14 protein-coding genes are annotated in these 16,608 nt (G+C 67.4%); 9 read left to right on the top strand and 5 right to left on the bottom strand.

From position 1 onward, the window contains the following. The first annotated feature begins 123 nt into the window (after positions 1-123). From QHF84_RS31370 to QHF84_RS31410, 9 genes are all read left to right on the top strand, one after another. Positions 124-726, top strand: a complete 603-nt coding sequence (locus tag QHF84_RS31370) for an OmpH family outer membrane protein (RefSeq protein WP_281317155.1) — start codon at positions 124-126, stop codon at positions 724-726. A gap of 25 nt (positions 727-751) precedes the next feature. Further along, a complete protein-coding gene (locus tag QHF84_RS31375; RefSeq protein ID WP_281317156.1) occupies positions 752-1,753 on the top strand; it encodes a UDP-3-O-(3-hydroxymyristoyl)glucosamine N-acyltransferase in 1,002 nt (333 codons plus the stop codon). Next, positions 1,750-2,220: a 3-hydroxyacyl-ACP dehydratase FabZ gene (fabZ, locus tag QHF84_RS31380; RefSeq protein WP_281317157.1), complete on the top strand. Its 471-nt coding sequence runs from the start codon at positions 1,750-1,752 to the stop codon at positions 2,218-2,220. The genes QHF84_RS31375 and fabZ overlap by 4 nt, the downstream gene beginning before the upstream one ends. A gap of 10 nt (positions 2,221-2,230) precedes the next feature. Further along, entirely contained in the window at positions 2,231-3,658 is a 1,428-nt protein-coding gene (locus tag QHF84_RS31385) for a class I SAM-dependent methyltransferase (protein WP_281317158.1), read from the top strand. A gap of 184 nt (positions 3,659-3,842) precedes the next feature. Beyond that, positions 3,843-6,347: an MXAN_6577-like cysteine-rich protein gene (locus QHF84_RS31390; RefSeq protein WP_281317159.1), complete on the top strand. Its 2,505-nt coding sequence runs from the start codon at positions 3,843-3,845 to the stop codon at positions 6,345-6,347. 224 nt (positions 6,348-6,571) lie between these two features. Then, positions 6,572-8,062 carry a S28 family serine protease gene (locus QHF84_RS31395; RefSeq protein ID WP_281317160.1) on the top strand — a complete coding sequence of 497 codons (1,491 nt, stop codon included), beginning with the start codon at positions 6,572-6,574 and terminating at the stop codon, positions 8,060-8,062. Between the two features lie 230 nt (positions 8,063-8,292). Then, complete coding sequence (locus QHF84_RS31400) at positions 8,293-9,006, top strand: SMI1/KNR4 family protein (RefSeq protein ID WP_281317161.1); 714 nt, start codon at positions 8,293-8,295, stop codon at positions 9,004-9,006. A gap of 521 nt (positions 9,007-9,527) precedes the next feature. Then, entirely contained in the window at positions 9,528-9,869 is a 342-nt protein-coding gene (locus QHF84_RS31405) for a YciI family protein (protein ID WP_348652898.1), read from the top strand. A 221-nt stretch (positions 9,870-10,090) separates the two neighbouring features. Further along, complete coding sequence (locus QHF84_RS31410) at positions 10,091-10,744, top strand: DNA alkylation repair protein (RefSeq protein ID WP_281317163.1); 654 nt, start codon at positions 10,091-10,093, stop codon at positions 10,742-10,744. Between the two features lie 694 nt (positions 10,745-11,438). Here QHF84_RS31410 and QHF84_RS31415 read toward each other — a convergent pair. From QHF84_RS31415 to QHF84_RS31435, 5 genes are all read right to left on the bottom strand, one after another. Next, entirely contained in the window at positions 11,439-11,858 is a 420-nt protein-coding gene (locus tag QHF84_RS31415) for a hypothetical protein (RefSeq protein ID WP_281317164.1), read from the bottom strand. A 288-nt stretch (positions 11,859-12,146) separates the two neighbouring features. Next, positions 12,147-13,679 (bottom strand): SBBP repeat-containing protein, encoded by a 1,533-nt coding sequence (locus QHF84_RS31420; protein WP_281317165.1) that lies wholly within the window; start codon positions 13,677-13,679, stop codon positions 12,147-12,149. A 275-nt stretch (positions 13,680-13,954) separates the two neighbouring features. Beyond that, the gene (locus tag QHF84_RS31425; RefSeq protein WP_281317166.1) at positions 13,955-14,500 is read right to left on the bottom strand and encodes a sigma-70 family RNA polymerase sigma factor; all 546 of its coding nucleotides are present in this window, start codon (positions 14,498-14,500) and stop codon (positions 13,955-13,957) included. Positions 14,501-14,738: 238 nt separating this feature from the next. Beyond that, the gene (locus QHF84_RS31430) at positions 14,739-15,068 is read right to left on the bottom strand and encodes a four helix bundle protein (protein ID WP_281317167.1); all 330 of its coding nucleotides are present in this window, start codon (positions 15,066-15,068) and stop codon (positions 14,739-14,741) included. A gap of 403 nt (positions 15,069-15,471) precedes the next feature. Further along, positions 15,472-16,482 carry a hypothetical protein gene (locus tag QHF84_RS31435; RefSeq protein ID WP_281317168.1) on the bottom strand — a complete coding sequence of 337 codons (1,011 nt, stop codon included), beginning with the start codon at positions 16,480-16,482 and terminating at the stop codon, positions 15,472-15,474. Between the last annotated feature and the right edge of the window lie 126 nt (positions 16,483-16,608).

A 16,608-nucleotide genomic window follows, 5' to 3' on the forward strand; every position in this document is an offset into this window, starting at 1 on the left:
CGCGCACCCTTCCCGCTTTTCTCCGTCGTGCTTCACGGAGGCTCGGTTCTGCTTCCGACCCGCGCGACGTGCGGCGAGCTTGACCGCCTCTCCGTGCGCAGGTAAGCGAGCTTCATCGTCTTCATGCTACCGCGTCGCCTCCCCCGCCTCCACGCGGCCCTCGCCGCCTCCGTGCTCTCCGCGCTCGTCTCGCTCGCCCCGGCTTCGGCCTCGGCCGAGAGCAAGATCGCGGTCGTCGACGTCCAGCAGGCCGTCATGCAGACCGAGGACGGCATCCGCGCCCAGGGCACGCTGAAGAAGCTCTTCGACAAGCGTCAGAAAGAGCTCGACGCGAAGCAGGAGGAGCTCCAGCGCGCGCGTGAGGACATCGAGCGCCAGGCCCGCGTGCTCTCGCGCGAGGCCCTCGCCCGCCGCATGGAGGACTGGCAGCGCCGCATGGTCGAGCTGCAGACGAGCTTCGTCGACTACAACAAGGAGCTCCAGAAGAAGCAGGGCGATCTGACGGGCCCGATCCTCCGCAAGATGATGGGCATCATCACGCGCCTCGCGAAGAAGAGCGGCTACGAGCTCATCCTCGACCGCTCCGCGACGCCTTACGCGCGGCCGGATCTCGACCTCACCGAGCAGGTCGTGCAGATGTACAACTCCGGCGGCGACGGCGGCGGCGACGCTGCGCCCGAGGGCGGCGGCGACAAGCCGTCGGGAGGCGGCGACGAAAAGAAGTAGCAGCGGCGTGGTGCTCCCCGCGCCCGTGCCTCTCCGCGAGCTCGCGGACAAGCACGGCGGCACGCTCGATCCGGGCCTCGAGGACGCGGTCGTGTCCCGCGTCGCCCCGGTCGACGAAGCCGAGACGGTCGACGCAACCACGACGCTCGCGCCGCTGCTCTCGCGCCGCTACCTGGAAGCCGCGCGCGCGAAACAAACTGCCTTTTTGCTCGTCGACGGCCCGCTCGCCTCGCTCGTGCCCGCGGGCAAACGCTGGATCCACCCGCACGCCACGTACGCGCTCGCCTGCGTGCTCGAAGGCGTGCCCCGGCCCGAGCCCGTGGACGCGCGCGCGCTCGCGCGGATCGATCCGCTCGCGAGCGTCGATCCCACCGCGATCATCGGCCCCTTCGCCGTCGTGTACGCCGGCGCCGAGATCGGCCCGCACTGCCGCATCGAGCCCCACGTCGTCGTGTACGGCGGCGTCTCGCTCGGCGCGCGTGTCACGGTCGGCGCCTCGTCGGTCCTCGGGCGCCCGGGCTTCGGCTGGGCCACGTCGCCCGCGGGCGGCGTCGTGCGGATGCCGCAGCTCGGCGGCGTCGTCATCGAGGACGACGTCGAGATCGGCCCGCTCTGCACCGTCGACGCCGGCACGCTCGCGCCGACCGCTATCGGCCGCGGCGCCAAGCTCGACGCGCACGTGCACGTCGGCCACAACGCCTCGATCGGCGCGGGCGCGCTCGTCGCGGCGCAATCGGGCTTCGCGGGCTCGTCGCGTATCGGCGCGGGCGTGCTCGTGGGCGGGCAGGTCGGCGTCGCCGATCATTGCGAGGTCGGCGCGGGGGCGCGGCTCGCGGCGAAGGCGGGCGTCATCGGCGACGTGCCCGCGGGCGCGGTCTTCGGCGGGTATCCCGCGGTCGACAAGGCGCGGTGGCTGCGCGCGACGGCGCGTCTTTTGGGGTTCGGGGCGAAGGGCGCCGAAGGCGACCCGAAGCCCCGAGCGTCGACCGAAGATCCCGGGCGCAAACGGAAGGGACGGTCAGGGTGACCGAAGGGGCCAACGTAAAACTCCCGATCGAGGTGCGCGAGATCCTCACGATCTTGCCGCATCGGTATCCGATGGTGATGGTCGACCGCGTGACGGAGCTCGTCCCGGGCGAGCGCATCGCGGGGCACAAGTGCGTCGCGTACAACGAGCCCTGGTTCCAGGGCCATTTCCCCGCGCACCCGATCATGCCCGGCGTCCTCATCGTCGAATCGATGGTGCAGCTCGGCGGCCTGCTCGCGCACGCGTCGGACCCCGCGCCGGCCGAGCAGCCCAAGGTCGTGCTTTTCCTGGGCATCGACAAGGCGCGCTTCCGCAGGCCCGTCGTGCCGGGCGACCGGCTCGATCTCTCGGCCACGGCCCTCCAGCGGCGGGGCCCGGTGTGGAAGCTCCGGGGCGAGGCCCGCGTCGACGGCAACCTTTGCGCCGAGGCGGAGATGCTCGCGCAGGTCGCGGACGCCTCGCGTTGAGGAGCGCTCCATGACCGCGCCTTCGCGGCCCTCGCGCGTCGAGCGTGGGGACTGGCAAACGCCCATCGATCTCGCACGGCAAGTCTCTCGCCTTGCTGAGCGCATCGGCGCGCGCCCGGCCTCGATCCTCGAGCCCACGTGTGGCCGCGGCGCGTTCCTCACGGCTGCCGCCGAGGTTTTTCCGGACACCCCCGCTCGTGGATTCGACATCGACCCCGGCCACCTGGAGGCCGCGCGCCGCGCGCTCTTGGGCTACCCGGTCGAGGTTGCGTTCGGCGATTGCTTCGACGTCGCGTGGGAGGACGTGCTCGCGGCGATGCCGGATCCGGTGCTCGTGCTGGGCAATCCGCCCTGGGTCACGAGCGCGGACCTCGGCGCGCTCGGCTCGCGGAATCTGCCGAAGAAATCGAATTTCAAGCGCTTCACGGGCCTCGACGCACGGACGGGCAAGAGCAATTTCGACGTCTCCGAGTGGATCCTCCTGCGCCTGCTCACGGCGCTCCGGGGCCGTGATTTTCGCATGGTCATGCTCTGCAAGAGCAGCGTGGCGCGGCGGGTGATGGAATACGTGGCCCGCGAAGGCCTCGCGCTCTCGGGCGCGACCTACCGGATCGACGCGCGTGGCGCCTTCGACGTGGCGACGGCGGCCGTGGTGATGACGCTCGCGACGGATCCGCCCGGCGCCTTGCCCGCGCGCGGCTGGGCTGTCTTCGATTCGCTCGACGCCGAGGCGCCTCGGCGCACGATGGGCGTGCACCGCGGCCGGCTCTACAGCGACATCGATCGATTCGAGCGGACGAAGGGCCTCGAAGGCCAATGCACGCCGGCGTGGCGCTCGGGGCTCAAGCACGACTGCGCGCCGGTGATGGAGCTCGAAGCGAAGGACGGCGCGCTCGTCAATGGGCTCGGCGAGCGGGTCGACATCGAGGATTCGGTGGTCTTCCCGCTGCTCAAGGGCTCGGACGTGGCGAATGGCCGGCGCCCGGGCAGGCGCTTCGTGCTCGTGACGCAACGCTCGCTCGGCGAGGATACGCTGACCTTGCGCGATCAGGCGCCGCGGGCGTGGTCCTACCTCGTCCGACACGAGGGCAAGCTCGACGTCCGCAAGAGCTCCATTTACCGGGACAAACCTCCCTTTTCCGTCTTCGGCATCGGCCCGTATACGTTCGCACCGTACAAGGTGGCGATTTGCGGGCTCTACAAGAAATTTTCTTTCTCGCTGGTGGAGCCACACGAGGGGCGCCCGGTGGTGCTCGACGACACGTGTTACTTCCTGCCGTTCGAGGCCCGTGAGGAGGCCGAGGCGGCGCTCCGGGCCTTGCGGAGCGAGGAAGCGCGGGCCTTCTTCGAAGCGCGCGTCTTCTGGGAGGACAAGAGGCCGATCGGGAAGGCCCTCTTGCAGTCGATATCGCTGAAGGCGCTCGGTCGCTCCATCTGACATCGGCGCCAGCGCATCAACGTCCGCCATCGCGCGCAATCGTGATGTGGACCACGCACACGCCTGCGTCCCGGGGATCGAACAATGATACCATGGGAGGTTGGTCGACGAGTGCTTTGCGACCCAACCACGCTCTTACGGGGATGAATCAATGAAGAAGTCCCGATCTTACGAACATGAATCGATGACGACGATGCTCGGCGCGCGACGCGGACGGCTCGCGCTCTCTGCGCTCGTCACGGCGCTCGTTTCGCTCGGCTGCTCGGGGGGCGGCGATGGCACCGGCGGCGCGGGGGGAACCGGCGGGACCGGCGGAATCGGCGGGACCGGTGGCACCGGCGGCGAAGGCGGCGCCTCGTCGTCGTCGAGCGGCGGAAACACGTGTGCCCCCGGGCAAGACATGTGCAGCGGGGCGTGTGTCGACCTCGATACGGACCCCGCGAACTGCGGCACCTGCGGCAGCGCGTGCGCGGCGGGCGAGGTCTGCTCGCAGGGCGCCTGCGCCCTCAACTGCGCCGGCGGCACCACGAAGTGCGGCGATCTGTGCGTCGATACCAACCTCGACCCCGCGAACTGCGGCGCCTGCGACAGCACCTGCGCCGCCGGCGAGGTCTGCTCGCAAGGCGCCTGCTCGCTCACCTGCGCCGGCGGCACCACGAAGTGCGGCGATCTGTGCGTCGATACCAACCTCGACCCCGCGAACTGCGGCGCCTGTGACAACACCTGCGCCGCCGGCGAGGTCTGCTCGCAAGGCGCCTGCTCGCTCACCTGCGCCGGCGGCACCACGAAATGCGGCAGCGCCTGCGTCAACCTCTCGAACGACGCGGCGAACTGCGGCGCCTGCGACAACGCCTGCCCGGCGGGTCAGCTCTGCAATGGCGGCGCGTGCGCGCTCACCTGCGTCGGCGGCGCCACGAAATGCGGCAACGCGTGCGTCGACACCTCGAACGACCCGGCGAACTGCGGCGCCTGCAACACCGCCTGTGCCGCCGGCGAGGTCTGCTCGCAGGGCGCCTGCTCGTTCAACTGCGCCGGCGGCGCGACGAAATGCGGCAGCGCCTGCGTCGACATCTCGAACGACCCCGCGAACTGCGGCGCCTGCAACACCGCCTGCGCCGCCGGCGAGGTCTGCTCGCAGGGCGCCTGCTCGTTCACCTGCGCCGGCGGCACCATGAAATGCGGCGGCGCCTGCGTCGATCCGATGAACGACCCGGCGAACTGCGGCGCCTGCAACACCGCCTGCGCCATGGGCGAGGTCTGCTCGAACGGCGCCTGCGCGTTCACCTGCGCCGGCGGCACCACGCAATGCGGCAGCGCCTGCGTGAACACGATGAACGACCCCGCCCACTGCGGTGCCTGCGGCAATGCCTGCGCGGCCGGCCAGGTCTGCTCGAACGGCGCCTGCAGCGTGAGCTGCGGCGGCGGCACCACGCAATGCGGCAGCACCTGCGTCGACACGTCGAGCAGCAAGGCGAACTGCGGCGCGTGCGGCAATGCGTGCTCGTCGAGCCAGGTCTGCGCGGGCGGCGCCTGCGCTTGCCTCCCCGGACAAAGCGCGTGCGGCGCGAGCTGCGTGAACCTCTCGGACAACAGCCTCTCCTGCGGCACTTGCAACACCGTGTGCGGCGCGAACCAGGTCTGCGCGGCCGGCGTCTGCACGAATCTCGTGCCCGGCAATGGCAGGGCGAGCACCACGTACACGGGCTCGGCGCTCCCGACGGTCGGCGTCATGTACGCGGGCTCGACGACCGACCTCCAGACCAAGCTCCAGGCCACGGGTGCCTTCGCGTCCGTCGGCTTCGTGAACATCAACACCACGACGCCGACGCTGGCGCAGATGAAGGCCTACGACGCAGTCGCGGTCATGACGTACCTGACGGCCACGGCGGCGTTCGGCGACAACCTGGCCGACTATTACGAGCAGGGCGGCGGCGTCGTGCTCTTCGATTACGAGTCGCAGGAGACGGGCACCTACGCCCTGAAGGGCCGCTTCGCCACGCAATACACGCTCTCGACGCCCATCGCAGACATCGCGTTCCTCACGACGAAGGTCACGCTCGGCACGATCCTCGAGCCGGGCAGCCCGCTGCTCACGGGCGTCGCGACGTTCGGCTATCAGACCTCGTCGCCGTTCCACATGCCGACGTCGGCGTTCAACAAGAACAACCCGATCTTCGTCGCGCTGTTCTCGGACGGCACGCCCGCCGTGGTCCGGGGCGAAGTGGCGAGCGGCCCCGCAGCAGGACGGGCGCTGATCGAGATCAATGGCTTCGGCCAGTCGTCCGCGGGCAACTCCTACAACGGATGGGACGCGACGACCGACGGCGCGAAGCTCATCCGCAATGCGCTGATCGCGTCGATGCCGCTGCCGGCCATCCTGACGGCGCAGCAGCTCAGCTTCACGAGCCAGGCGCTCTACGCGCAGAGCGCGCCGCAAACCGTGACGTACACGAACCCGTCGACCAAGCCGCAGACGATCACGGCGCTCTCGCTGGGCGGATCGCACATCGGCGAGTTCTCGGTGACGCCGTCGTCGCCCTTGCCGGCCACGGTCCCGGCGGGCGGCACGTTCACGGTCGACGTCCGGTTCACGCCCGCGGGCACGGGTCTCCGGGCCGCGACGCTCTCGGCGACGCTATCGGGGGTCGCGAGCAAGGCCACGACCCTGCTGCAGGGAACGGGCATGTGATTCGGAGGGCGGGGGTTTTCCGTGTAAAACCCCCGCTGCCGCTCCCACTGCCGATTCCGGGGGCGAGCAGGATGCAACGGGTGCAACCGGTGCAACAGGGGGTGCAACCGGTGCAACCACCACGCAGCAGCCGGAAGTACGCGCGTTGCAGAGAGCAAGGCCACGAATCCTCGCGCCACGGCGCCCATTTGGGCCTGGCACGCCCGCTGCTATGGCTCCCCGCCATGCGCACTCTGCTTCTTCCGCTGCTCACCATCACCCTGGCCTCCCTGTCGCTCGTCGCCTGCGGCGGCGACGACACCCACCCCGATTCCGGCACCGGCGGTGCGGGCGGCTCCGGCGGCTCCGGCGGTGCGGGCGGCTCCGGCGGTGCGGGCGGCTCCGGCGGCTCCGGCGGCGCGATGTCGGCCGATATCTTCGAGAAGCTCCAGGACATCGAGGGCCTCACGGTCACGGAGGAGGAGACCGAGATCCCTGGCTACCGCTATTTCGTGCTCACGATTGACCAGCCCGCGGATCACGACGATCCCTCCGGCGCGCGCTTCGAGCAGCGCCTCGTGCTGCATCACCGCGACCCGACCGCGCCCGTGGTGCTCGCCACCCAGGGCTACAACCTCTATTCGGAGTACCAGTGGCTCGACGAGCCCGCCGAGCTGCTCGCCGCCAACCAGGTCCGGGTCGAGCACCGCTTCTTCACCCCCTCCCGCCCGGAGCCCGCGGATTGGTCGCAGCTCACCATCGAGCAGGCCGCCGCGGACCTGCACCACATTGTCGAGGTGCTCCGGCCGCTCTACGAGGGCAAGTGGATCTCCACCGGCGGCAGCAAGGGCGGGATGACCTCCGTCTATCACCGCCGCTTCTATCCCGACGACGTGAACGGCACCGTCGCTTACGTCGCCCCGCACAACTTTGGCGACGCCGACCCGCGCTACCTCGACTTCGTGGCCCAGCGCGGCGACGCGGCCTGCCAGCAGGCCCTCCTCGACTTCCAGCGCGAGGTGCTGCTGCGCCGGCCGGAGATGCTGACGCGCATGCAGACCCAGGCCATGGACGCTGGCCTCACCTATGAGCTGCTCGGCGAGGATCAGGCCCTGGAGACCGCGGTGATCGAGTTCATCTTCAGCTTCTGGCAGTACGGCGACGAAAGCCACTGCGCCGAGATCCCGCCCACCTCGGCGAGCGACGACGAGGTGTGGTCGTTCTTCGACCTGGTCTGCGGCCCCTCGTTATGGTCCGACGGGGCCACCCTCGCCTACGAGCCGTACTATTGGCAGGCGGCGGTGCAGCTCGGCTATCCGGGCTACGCCGAGGAGAACGTCGCGGATCTGCTCCTCTACCCCGGCTTTGACGTGGCCGCCTCGTACACGCTACCCGGACGCGGCAAGAACCCGATCCTGGACCCCCAGGCGATGCAGGACGTCTCTGCGTGGCTCACCACCAAGGGCGAGCGGATGATGTTCATCTACGGCGAGAACGATCCGTACACCGCCGCCGCCTTCGATCTCGGGGGCGCGCAGGACTCGTACCGCTTCGTCGAGCCGGCGGGGAACCACAGCGCGTCCATCGGCGGGCTGCCGCAGGCCGACCTGGAGGCGGCGCTCGCCGCGCTGCAAGCCTGGACGGGCGTCACCCCGGTCCAGAAGGCGCACGCGCTGGCGGCGTACCCGAAGGCGCCCCGCTGGATGCCGTCCCAAAGCCGGCACCGGATGCCCTGATCCCGCGCTTGCCAGCTCGTTCTGAAACAAGTTGCAACCGTACTCGGTCGCAAAGGGCGCACCGGCCCCCTCGACGATGGGGGGCCCGCGTGCTGGATACCTGCGCATCCCTTGAGGATCCCGCAGCGCAGATACTCCTCGACCTCGCTACGTCGACGCGGGTCGGCGCTAGGGACGATTGCTTCTTCACTCGACCTCAACGAAACTCAGGACGACAAAGAAGATATGGTATGGCATCAGACCTGATTACAAGATTCGACGGCATGGTGGATGAGCTTCGCCGGGACCCGGAGATCGATGTGCTTCACTACCTCGTGCGTCCGCCGAACCCCTCGGAGATCGCGGAGGTCGAGCGGGCCCTCGGGTACCCGCTGGGGGCGGCGATCACGGAGTTTTACGAGGCCTGCGGGGGCATTCAGCTCCTGTGGATCCGTAAAACCCACGAGGAGTACGAGGAGCGAGCCCGGCTCGTTCGCGAGGAGGTCGAGCGGTCAGGAGGCAGCTTCGACGAAGGCTGGTTCTACGGTGGCAACAACGGCGACGCCATGCATCCCGATGGGGTCATCCTCATCCCGTCGATCAAGCGGGCCTTCCTGGACGAGAGCTTCAACAACAACTCCGGGTCCGGCGTCGTCGGAATGCTCGAGGCCTACAAGGCGGCTCTCGCAGACCCGGAAGCGGTCATCTATCGCGGGTTCGAGATGTTCTACCCCACCGTGAACGTGGCCTTCGCGCTCAATGGCCAGCCCGATCCGGTCCTTTCGGCGGCGTACGACAGGTACGAGTACGACGACTCGGCGCTCATTCATTTTCGCGAGTATCTCGAGCTGCTCCTCGTGAGCCGGGGTGACGCCAAGAGAGCCTTCGGATTCCTCCTGGACAGCGATCGCGTGGGCAAGGTCATCACACACGAAGACGTCGGGCATTGGGCACCGAACGAGTAGCCGGCGCCTGGCGCCCGGCCCGAGCGACACGGTAGCGGTAGCGGCAAGAGGGATCTGATTGTGTACCGCTCGGGCGGCTAGAACAGGATATATTTGCATGGGGTCCTCCAAGAGGGGGCGCAGCCTTCGGGGCCCCCTGCGTCAACATCCCTGTTGACGTGCGTCCCAGCACTGTCTTTGATGTCCCCGACCGGACCCCAAGGACTAAGCATGACGGTCACCAAACGCGATCTCCTCCCAACGCTGATGGGTGATCGTAAGCTCGTCAGCATCGGCCGTCGCTGGGAGCCCGTGGTGACCGTCCTTGAAGATGACTACGGACGACCAGCTCGATGTCGTCGTAGCCGTGGAACTCGCGAGGATCCTAACGGGCGTCACATGCGAATCGCTGAAGGCAGCGCCCGTTCCGTGGTTAGGCCGCGACGGCCTGACCAGCGCACTGAGAGGTTGTGCAGCGGCGGCCTGATTACACAGTTAGGCCTCACACCCAATTTCGAAACTCACACCCGGAGGACCGAACGATGACGAAGTACCTTATCTCCTTCCCCGGATCGGCGATGGACATCTCCGACGAAGACATGGCTGCCGTCGGCGAAGCGGCACACGCGGTCATACGCGAGGCGAAGGATGCCGGCGTCTATGTGTTCGGCGGTGGTATCAACGAGGACGTCGCGCCGCTGATGGTCGCCGCCGACGGCACCCTCACGAACGAGACCTACCCGCAGACCAAGGAGTTCGACGGCGGCTTCTGTGTCCTGGAACTCCCGTCGCGCGAAGCCGCCGTCCAATGGGCCGCGAAGATCGCCAAAGCCTGCCGCTGCTCGCAGGAACTCCGCGAGTTCGGGTACGACCCCGAGAGCTGATCGGCGAGGACAGGCAACACGCCCAAGCGCATCGCTACATCCGTGAGGCCTGACCCTTCGTTGCACCCGATTCGCTACAGCGGGCTTCGCCCGCTTCCGCGAGCGGGTGAACTCAAACGTTCGGCGGCGGAGGCGTGGGGCGGGTGAACCTGTAAGGGACTGTCGAGGAACGGTGCAGGGGGCCAGCTACTGCGCTGCGTCGTCATCTGGCAAGCAGAGGGGTGACAGATAAAATGGCTTTATCGGCTAGAGCAAAGAAACTCGTCGCTGAGATCACCAACGGAAACCTGAAGCTGGGCGACCTGAGAAAGCGTGGCAACGAGATCAAGAAGGACCACGGTCTGGCAATGGAGCTTTGGTCGACGGGCCAATACTACCCTCGACTTCTCGCGACCCTCATCTTCGATAAGAAGCTCCTCGCAGAAAATGTCATCGATCAGCTTGCATCTGATGTGCTTCGGCATGACGCGGAAGAACGCAACCAATTGGCGGACTGGCTGCTTGCAAACCAGCTAGCCAAAGACAAGAAACTCGTCTCCCTCATCGCGACATGGGAGAAGAATCCTTCCCCCATTCTGCGTCGCTTGTTCTGGTATCACCAAGCTCGCTTGCGCTGGACAGGGCAAGTTCCTCCCGACAACAGTGCAGACCTGCTTGATTCCCTGGAAAACGATATGGCGAATGCTGAACCCGAAGTTCAGTGGGCAATGAATTTCTGCGCTGGCCAAATTGGTATTCACGAGCCTCAATTTCGATCCAGATGTATCAAACTCGGGGAAGCATTAGGGCTCTACAAGGACGAGCGTGTCGCCAAAAACTGTACACCGTCGTACCTTCCAGAGTTCATCAGGATCGAAGTAGCCAAGCGTGAATGACACCGAATGGGACAAATCTGATCGCGGGCCGCCGAACGCACCGGCCGCATGTAGGTTTTCCCCGATACATCGCTCACCGAGCGGCCTGTGCCGGGGCGCCTTTCCGTGAAGAGCCGCACCTGGCAGGCATCGTTCGTGCGACACGGCAGCCCAAAGCTGCCGCCATCTGTGCGTGGCTGTGACGCTCGGGATGCTAGCAGCAATTCGTTGGGGGGAACATCTCATGAGTACGAAGACGACGAGGACCGCCCGGCGCGGCATGATGTTCGGCATTGTCGCAGTTTGCGCTTCCTGGGCCGGGCACGTTGGAGCGCAACAGGGGGAAATCCGGAGTGCCGTGGCCGCCTATATCTGTCTCGATGTCGAGAATGGCGACCCCACGCCTGGGACCCTGGTGCGGATCTGGGGGTGCAACGGATTCCCGGCCCAGAAATGGACTGTCGCGGAGAACGGAGAGATTCGGAGCGCCGTGGGGCCTTCCATGTGCCTCGACGTCGCGAACGGCAACCCTACGCCCGGAGCCCAGGTGCGGATCTGGCGGTGCAACGGATTCCCGGCCCAGAAATGGTCTCGCCAATAGAATTCGGCGCGGCGTTCAGGGACGCAGGCATCGGTAGGTCGAGTGCCGGATGGGCCATGGGCCTTGCCAGGTGTGGCGGGCGCCATGGCGGAGGGTGGCGGCCTTCACGCGCGCTTACTGCGCGTCGCGGGTGAACGGTGCCGGGAGCGCGGGCGCGCTGCCTTGGGCTTGTCGCGCGCGGCAGCTCGCCGCGGTGAGGTAGAGCGAGCGATTGTCGATGAGCATGAACGGGTCGCCGAAGTAGAGCGTCACGGGCGGAGACGGAATCGTCCTCCCGCTCGAGCCCTGGCTCCGGCTGCCGTCGGGAAACGTCACCGAGCTGAAGTCGCTATAGGGCATCGCTTGCCGTGCGGACGGCATCACCGACTCAAACTCGGTGTCGCGCTCCACGCGCCGCCCGTCTCGCGTGGTGTAACGCTGCGAGAGCTTCACGCCGTGGCCGTTGCCCTTGCGCGGCGTCGCCGTGAGCGTGCGGCACTGCGCTTCGTTGGTCACGTACTCCCACAGCGTCCCGCCGTGCGCGATCGCGCGCACGCTTCGCGTTCACGGAACAGCGCGCCCACCGTTGTGAGCACCGCCTCGTCGCTGCTCCCATCGAGCCGATCGATCTCCTGCTGTGTGTTCCCGCGATGCGAGAACGCGGGCGACGCATGCGTGAGCGTGGGCCACTGCAGCGTCCAGTGCTCGCCCATCTCGTGCAGTTGAAACGAAAACGGACCCAGCTCGACAATCGGCGCGCCTTTGGCACGATGCGCGCGATGGTTGGGTGGTACTCTGGCCGGTTCCGAGCGGAAACTCGCCGAACGGCTGCTCGTTGGAGCGTCAGGGGCCTAGGAACTTCGTGACAAAGCCGCCCCAGGGGGCGCCGGGCGGGGTCGGCTGCGCGGCGTTATAGACGGGGAAATTCGCGGAATCTGTCCAGCCAGCCACGACGGCGTTTCCATACGGATCGACGGCGACGCCGTACAGAGAATCGTAGCCGCTCCCGCCCAAATACGTCGAGTACGCTGCCGCCGATCCCGAGACATTCAGCTCCATCAAGAATCCGTCGGAGGCGCCGCGGTACGTCTTCTGAAGCGCGTTCGCCGTCACTGGGAGGCTGTTCGAGGTGGTCGTCCCCGAGACGTACGCCTTTCCGCTGCTGCTCACGGCGATAAAGGGGATCTCGCGGCCCGGGCCGCTCCCCACCCAGGTGGAGTACCAAATAGCGCTGCCAGGCTCGTTGACCTTCGTCACGAATACGTCGAATTCATCGGCGAGCCCCTTCTTGACCCTGCGGAACGCGCCCGGCGTCGTGGGGAAATCGATGGATTCCGAAATCCCGACCACGTATGCGTTGTAAGCGCTGTCCACCCCGATTCTGTACCCAGCGTCGGTCGTGCTGCCTCCGATCAGGGTCGAATAATAAGGCGCCGACCCGCTGGGGATCAGCTCGGTGACGAAAACATCCGAACCATACGCGGGGTTGCCGTAGGTCCTCTGATATGCGCCGAATGTCGTCGGGAAGGCGACCCCGACGCCGTTCGGCGGAGGCGACGTGCTCCCGACGACGTATGCATAACCGGCCGCATCGACGGCGATGTCCATGCCGTCCTCGGAGCCACTACCTCCGAGGTAGGTCGAGTACACGAGGCTCGAGCCCGCCGCATTCAGCTTCGTGACGAATGCATCCATGTCCCCGCGGAGCGTTTGCTGCATTGCCCCGGGCGTCACAGGAAAATCGGCCGAAAGCGTACTGCCTGCCACGTAAGCATTCCCAGCGGGATCCACGGCGATTCCGTACGGCCGGTCTTCTCCGCTGCCGCCAAACCGGCTGTAGTAGGCGAGCGCGTTGCCCGCGGCGTTGAGCTTCGCGACGAGGTTCGTCTGCGACGGGCCGTACGAATAGGTCTTCGCGAGCACGTACACGCATCCCGCGTTGTCCACCGCGATATCCCGGACATCCTCCGTGTTGGAGCCGCCGAATGTCGCCGTCCACAAGAGCGCGCCGCTGGGGCTGTATTTGGCGACGAAGATATCAATGTTGCTGGTATTGATGGTCAACGCCGAGGCCGCCACGTACACGTTCCCCGCCGGGTCCACCGCCGGTATGACGTCCGAGATGCTTCCCGGTCCTCCGACGAACGTCGAGAAACCCACCGAGGTGAGCGCCTCCGTCGCCTCGGCGACGTTCTCCTCTTCGCTCACCACGTCGGAGCCGCCGCGTACCTCGACCTCTTCCCATTCCTCGACGACCATCTCGTCCACGGGCCCGCAACCCAGCATCGCCGGCGCGAGGCAGGCCAAGCAGAGCCCCGCTGCCGTCCATCGGCCCGTCGTCATCATCGCTTTGCCCAAGATATGCGCAGGATTCATCGTATGCCTCCGGTGTCGGAGGCAGCATTCGCAGGAACCGGGCCAACGCTCGGGCGGTGGGAATGGCGGGCAAAAGCTCGAGCGGGTTGGCTGTGAAGGGCGGCTGACGCGTCAATCGCGCGCGGGTGACGTCGACGGGACCGCTGACGTGTCAGCCCCGACGTCGTGGCGGCCTGAACCGGGATGGAACGCGGCTCGTCACGGGCTCGTAGGATGGTGCCGCGCGAATTGGGAGCGAGGCGGAAGCGGGAGCGGGAGCGGAAGCGGAAGCGGGGTCAGGCGAGCGCGAGCGTTTGCAGGTGCCGTCGGGCGAGGGAGAGGCGGGCGTAGGCCGTCTTCGTCTTGATGCCGAGCGCTTCGGCGATCTCCCGGATCGAACGGCCCTCCAGGTACGGCGCGACCACCGCACGGATGCGCGGGCCGACCTTCAAGAGGAACCGCTTCAGCCGGAAGAGCCCGTACATCGCCTGCAAGAGCGTATCGGGCGACGACGCGTCGTCCTGCCCCTGCTCGGGACATTCCTCCGCGAGCCCCGTGAAGACCTCTCGCTCGTGACGAGCGAGCTTCCGATAATTGCTCGCACGGTTGAGCCCGATCACCACGAGCCACGGCCGGGCCTGCTCCGGCATGACCAGACATTCGAGGCGTCGCCACGCCGTGACGAAGACCTCCTGGACGACATCGTCCACATCCCTGGAGGGGATGGCCTGCTTGAGAAGCAGGCGACGAAGGAAATTGCGGTGTTCGAGGTAAAGCCGCCCAAGCAGGGCGTGCGCCGCCGTAAAGTTTGCCGGCGGCGGATGGAGCGGTATCGTTGCCATACTCATGACTCCGGGACGTTCGGGGTTGTGGGGAGACGCCGGTCGGTGTTCGCTGCACCGGCTGGCGTCGCTTGTTTTGTCTCATGAATCGGGGCGCGACTCAACCACGAAATGTGGAATTGGTTCGTCGCGGGAGAACCCACGATCCGCCGCGAATGGCACGAGGCGCATCGTTATGGGTGCTGCGATCCAGGCCGTTGGGCGGGCCGCCCTGGGAAGGACGGCCCGCCTTGTGGGTTCACGACGCGCGGCGGTAGACGAGGCGGCCCAGGGTGGCGATGACGTGGTCCATGCGATCGAGCATCCGCGCATCGACCGGGCCGATGTAGCGCATGGCCTGGGCGACCTGGACGCAGGCCAGCACCTCCCGGGCCGATCCCAATGCGGTTTGATAACGTTGTCGTTTATGCCCAGCCGTATTCCCGGCACCTTCGGCCACATTCAACGCGACGCTCTGCATGGCCCTCCGCATTTGCCGCGCCAGATCCGAATCCTTCCGCTCAATCTGCTCAGCAATCCCCGCCGCGTCCCCAGCCATGGCCAAAACGACCTCGAAAATCCTCAGCATGACGAGACCCTCCGCCCGACGACCCATTCGCCGGGACCCTCGTCCCGGACCGTCGCGCGGAGCGCTCTTCAAGGCTGCGCAGCACCGCGCGGAGCCGCGCGGAGCAGCACGCAGTGCTGCGAGCACGGCGAGCACGGCTTGGCCTTGAAGAGCGCGAGCACGACGGTACGATCAAAGTCCCCGAGCGGGATCCCCTGAATCCGCTCCCGCTCCCGCTCCCGCTCCCGCTCCCGCTCCCGCTCCCGCTCCCGCTCCCGCTCCCGCTCCCGCCTCCGCCTCCGCCTCCGCTCCCGCTCCCGCTCCCGCTCCCGCTCCCGCCTCCGCCTCCGCTGCTGGAGACCAACGCCTGCTGTGCCCTCGCGACGGTTCTGGTGGGCTGCGGGAAAGCGGAGGCGGGGCGCGCTTATTGCGCGTCGCGGGTGAACGGTGCCGGGAGCGCGGGCGCGCTGCCTTGGGCTTGTCGCGCGCGGCAGCTCGCCGCGGTGAGGTAGAGCTCGCGATTGTCGATGAGCATGAACTGGTCGCCGAAGTAGAGCGTCACGGGCGGAGACGGAATCGTCCTCCCGCTCGAGCCCTGGCTCCGGCTGCCGTCGGCAAACGTCACCGAGCTGAAGTCGCTATAGGGCATCGCTTGCCGTGCGGACGGCATCACCGACTCGAACTCGGTGTCGCGCTCCACGCGCCGCCCGTCTCGCGTGGTGTAACGCTGCGAGAGCTTCACGCCTTGGCCGTTGCCCTTGCGCGGCGTCGCCGTGAGCGTGCGGCACTCCGCTTCGTTGGTCACGTACTCCCACAGCGTCCCGCCGTGCGCGATCAGCGCGTCTGCGCGTGTGAGCGTGCGCGCGAGCGCCGCGTCGGGAACGTCGGTCACCCGCGCGCGCATGCGCTCCGCCTCGGCCATCTCCTGCTCGCACGCGGGGAGCAGAAATGGTCGCTCGGTGGGCGCGATCTCCTCGCACTCGTCTCCCACGCAGCGCAGCGTGAAGCGCGTGCTGTGCGCGCACGCTTCGCGTTCACGGAACAGCGCGCCCACCGTTGTGAGCACCACCTCGTCGCTGCTCCCATCGAGCCGATCGATCTCCTGCTGTGTGTTCCCGCGATGCGAGAACGCGGGCGACGCGGGCGTGAGCGTGGGCCACTGCAGCGTCCAGTGCTCGCCCATCTCGTGCAGCTGAAACGAAAATGGACCCAGCGTGAACGTGATCTCGTCCGCCTTGCGATCGATCGTCGCGGGCACGCATACGACCTCGCCCGAGTACGCGCGCTCTTGGCCCACGCCCGACGCGATGTTGATCCCGCGGGTGAGCCGCCGCACCCAGTACGTTCCACGGGGAGGTGCGGACTGCGCGGGCTGTGGGGCAGGGGGCTCGGCGGTGACGTTGAGCAAAGGCGGTACGGTGGGCAGCACGACCACGGGCGGAGCGGTATGCGTGACAACGGGCCGCACGCAGGCAGAAAACGTGACCGCTGTGCAGCACAAAAGGGAGAGAGAACGCAGCAAGGGGGCCATCGCGCGGCGAACGACACTGCGCACGGCGCG

This window comes from Polyangium sp. y55x31, assembly GCF_029946505.1.
Taxonomy (GTDB): domain Bacteria; phylum Myxococcota_A; class Polyangia; order Polyangiales; family Polyangiaceae; genus Polyangium.

Coding starts and splice junctions, on each gene's coding strand:
- QHF84_RS31370 (WP_281317155.1), top strand. CDS start 124: ATGCTACCGCGTCGCCTCCCCCGCCTCCACGCGGCCCTCGCCGCCTCC.
- QHF84_RS31385 (WP_281317158.1), top strand. CDS start 2,231: ATGACCGCGCCTTCGCGGCCCTCGCGCGTCGAGCGTGGGGACTGGCAA.
- QHF84_RS31390 (WP_281317159.1), top strand. CDS start 3,843: ATGACGACGATGCTCGGCGCGCGACGCGGACGGCTCGCGCTCTCTGCG.
- QHF84_RS31395 (WP_281317160.1), top strand. CDS start 6,572: ATGCGCACTCTGCTTCTTCCGCTGCTCACCATCACCCTGGCCTCCCTG.
- QHF84_RS31400 (WP_281317161.1), top strand. CDS start 8,293: ATGGCATCAGACCTGATTACAAGATTCGACGGCATGGTGGATGAGCTT.
- QHF84_RS31405 (WP_348652898.1), top strand. CDS start 9,528: ATGACGAAGTACCTTATCTCCTTCCCCGGATCGGCGATGGACATCTCC.
- QHF84_RS31420 (WP_281317165.1), bottom strand. CDS start 13,679: ATGAATCCTGCGCATATCTTGGGCAAAGCGATGATGACGACGGGCCGA.
- QHF84_RS31425 (WP_281317166.1), bottom strand. CDS start 14,500: ATGGCAACGATACCGCTCCATCCGCCGCCGGCAAACTTTACGGCGGCG.
- QHF84_RS31430 (WP_281317167.1), bottom strand. CDS start 15,068: ATGCTGAGGATTTTCGAGGTCGTTTTGGCCATGGCTGGGGACGCGGCG.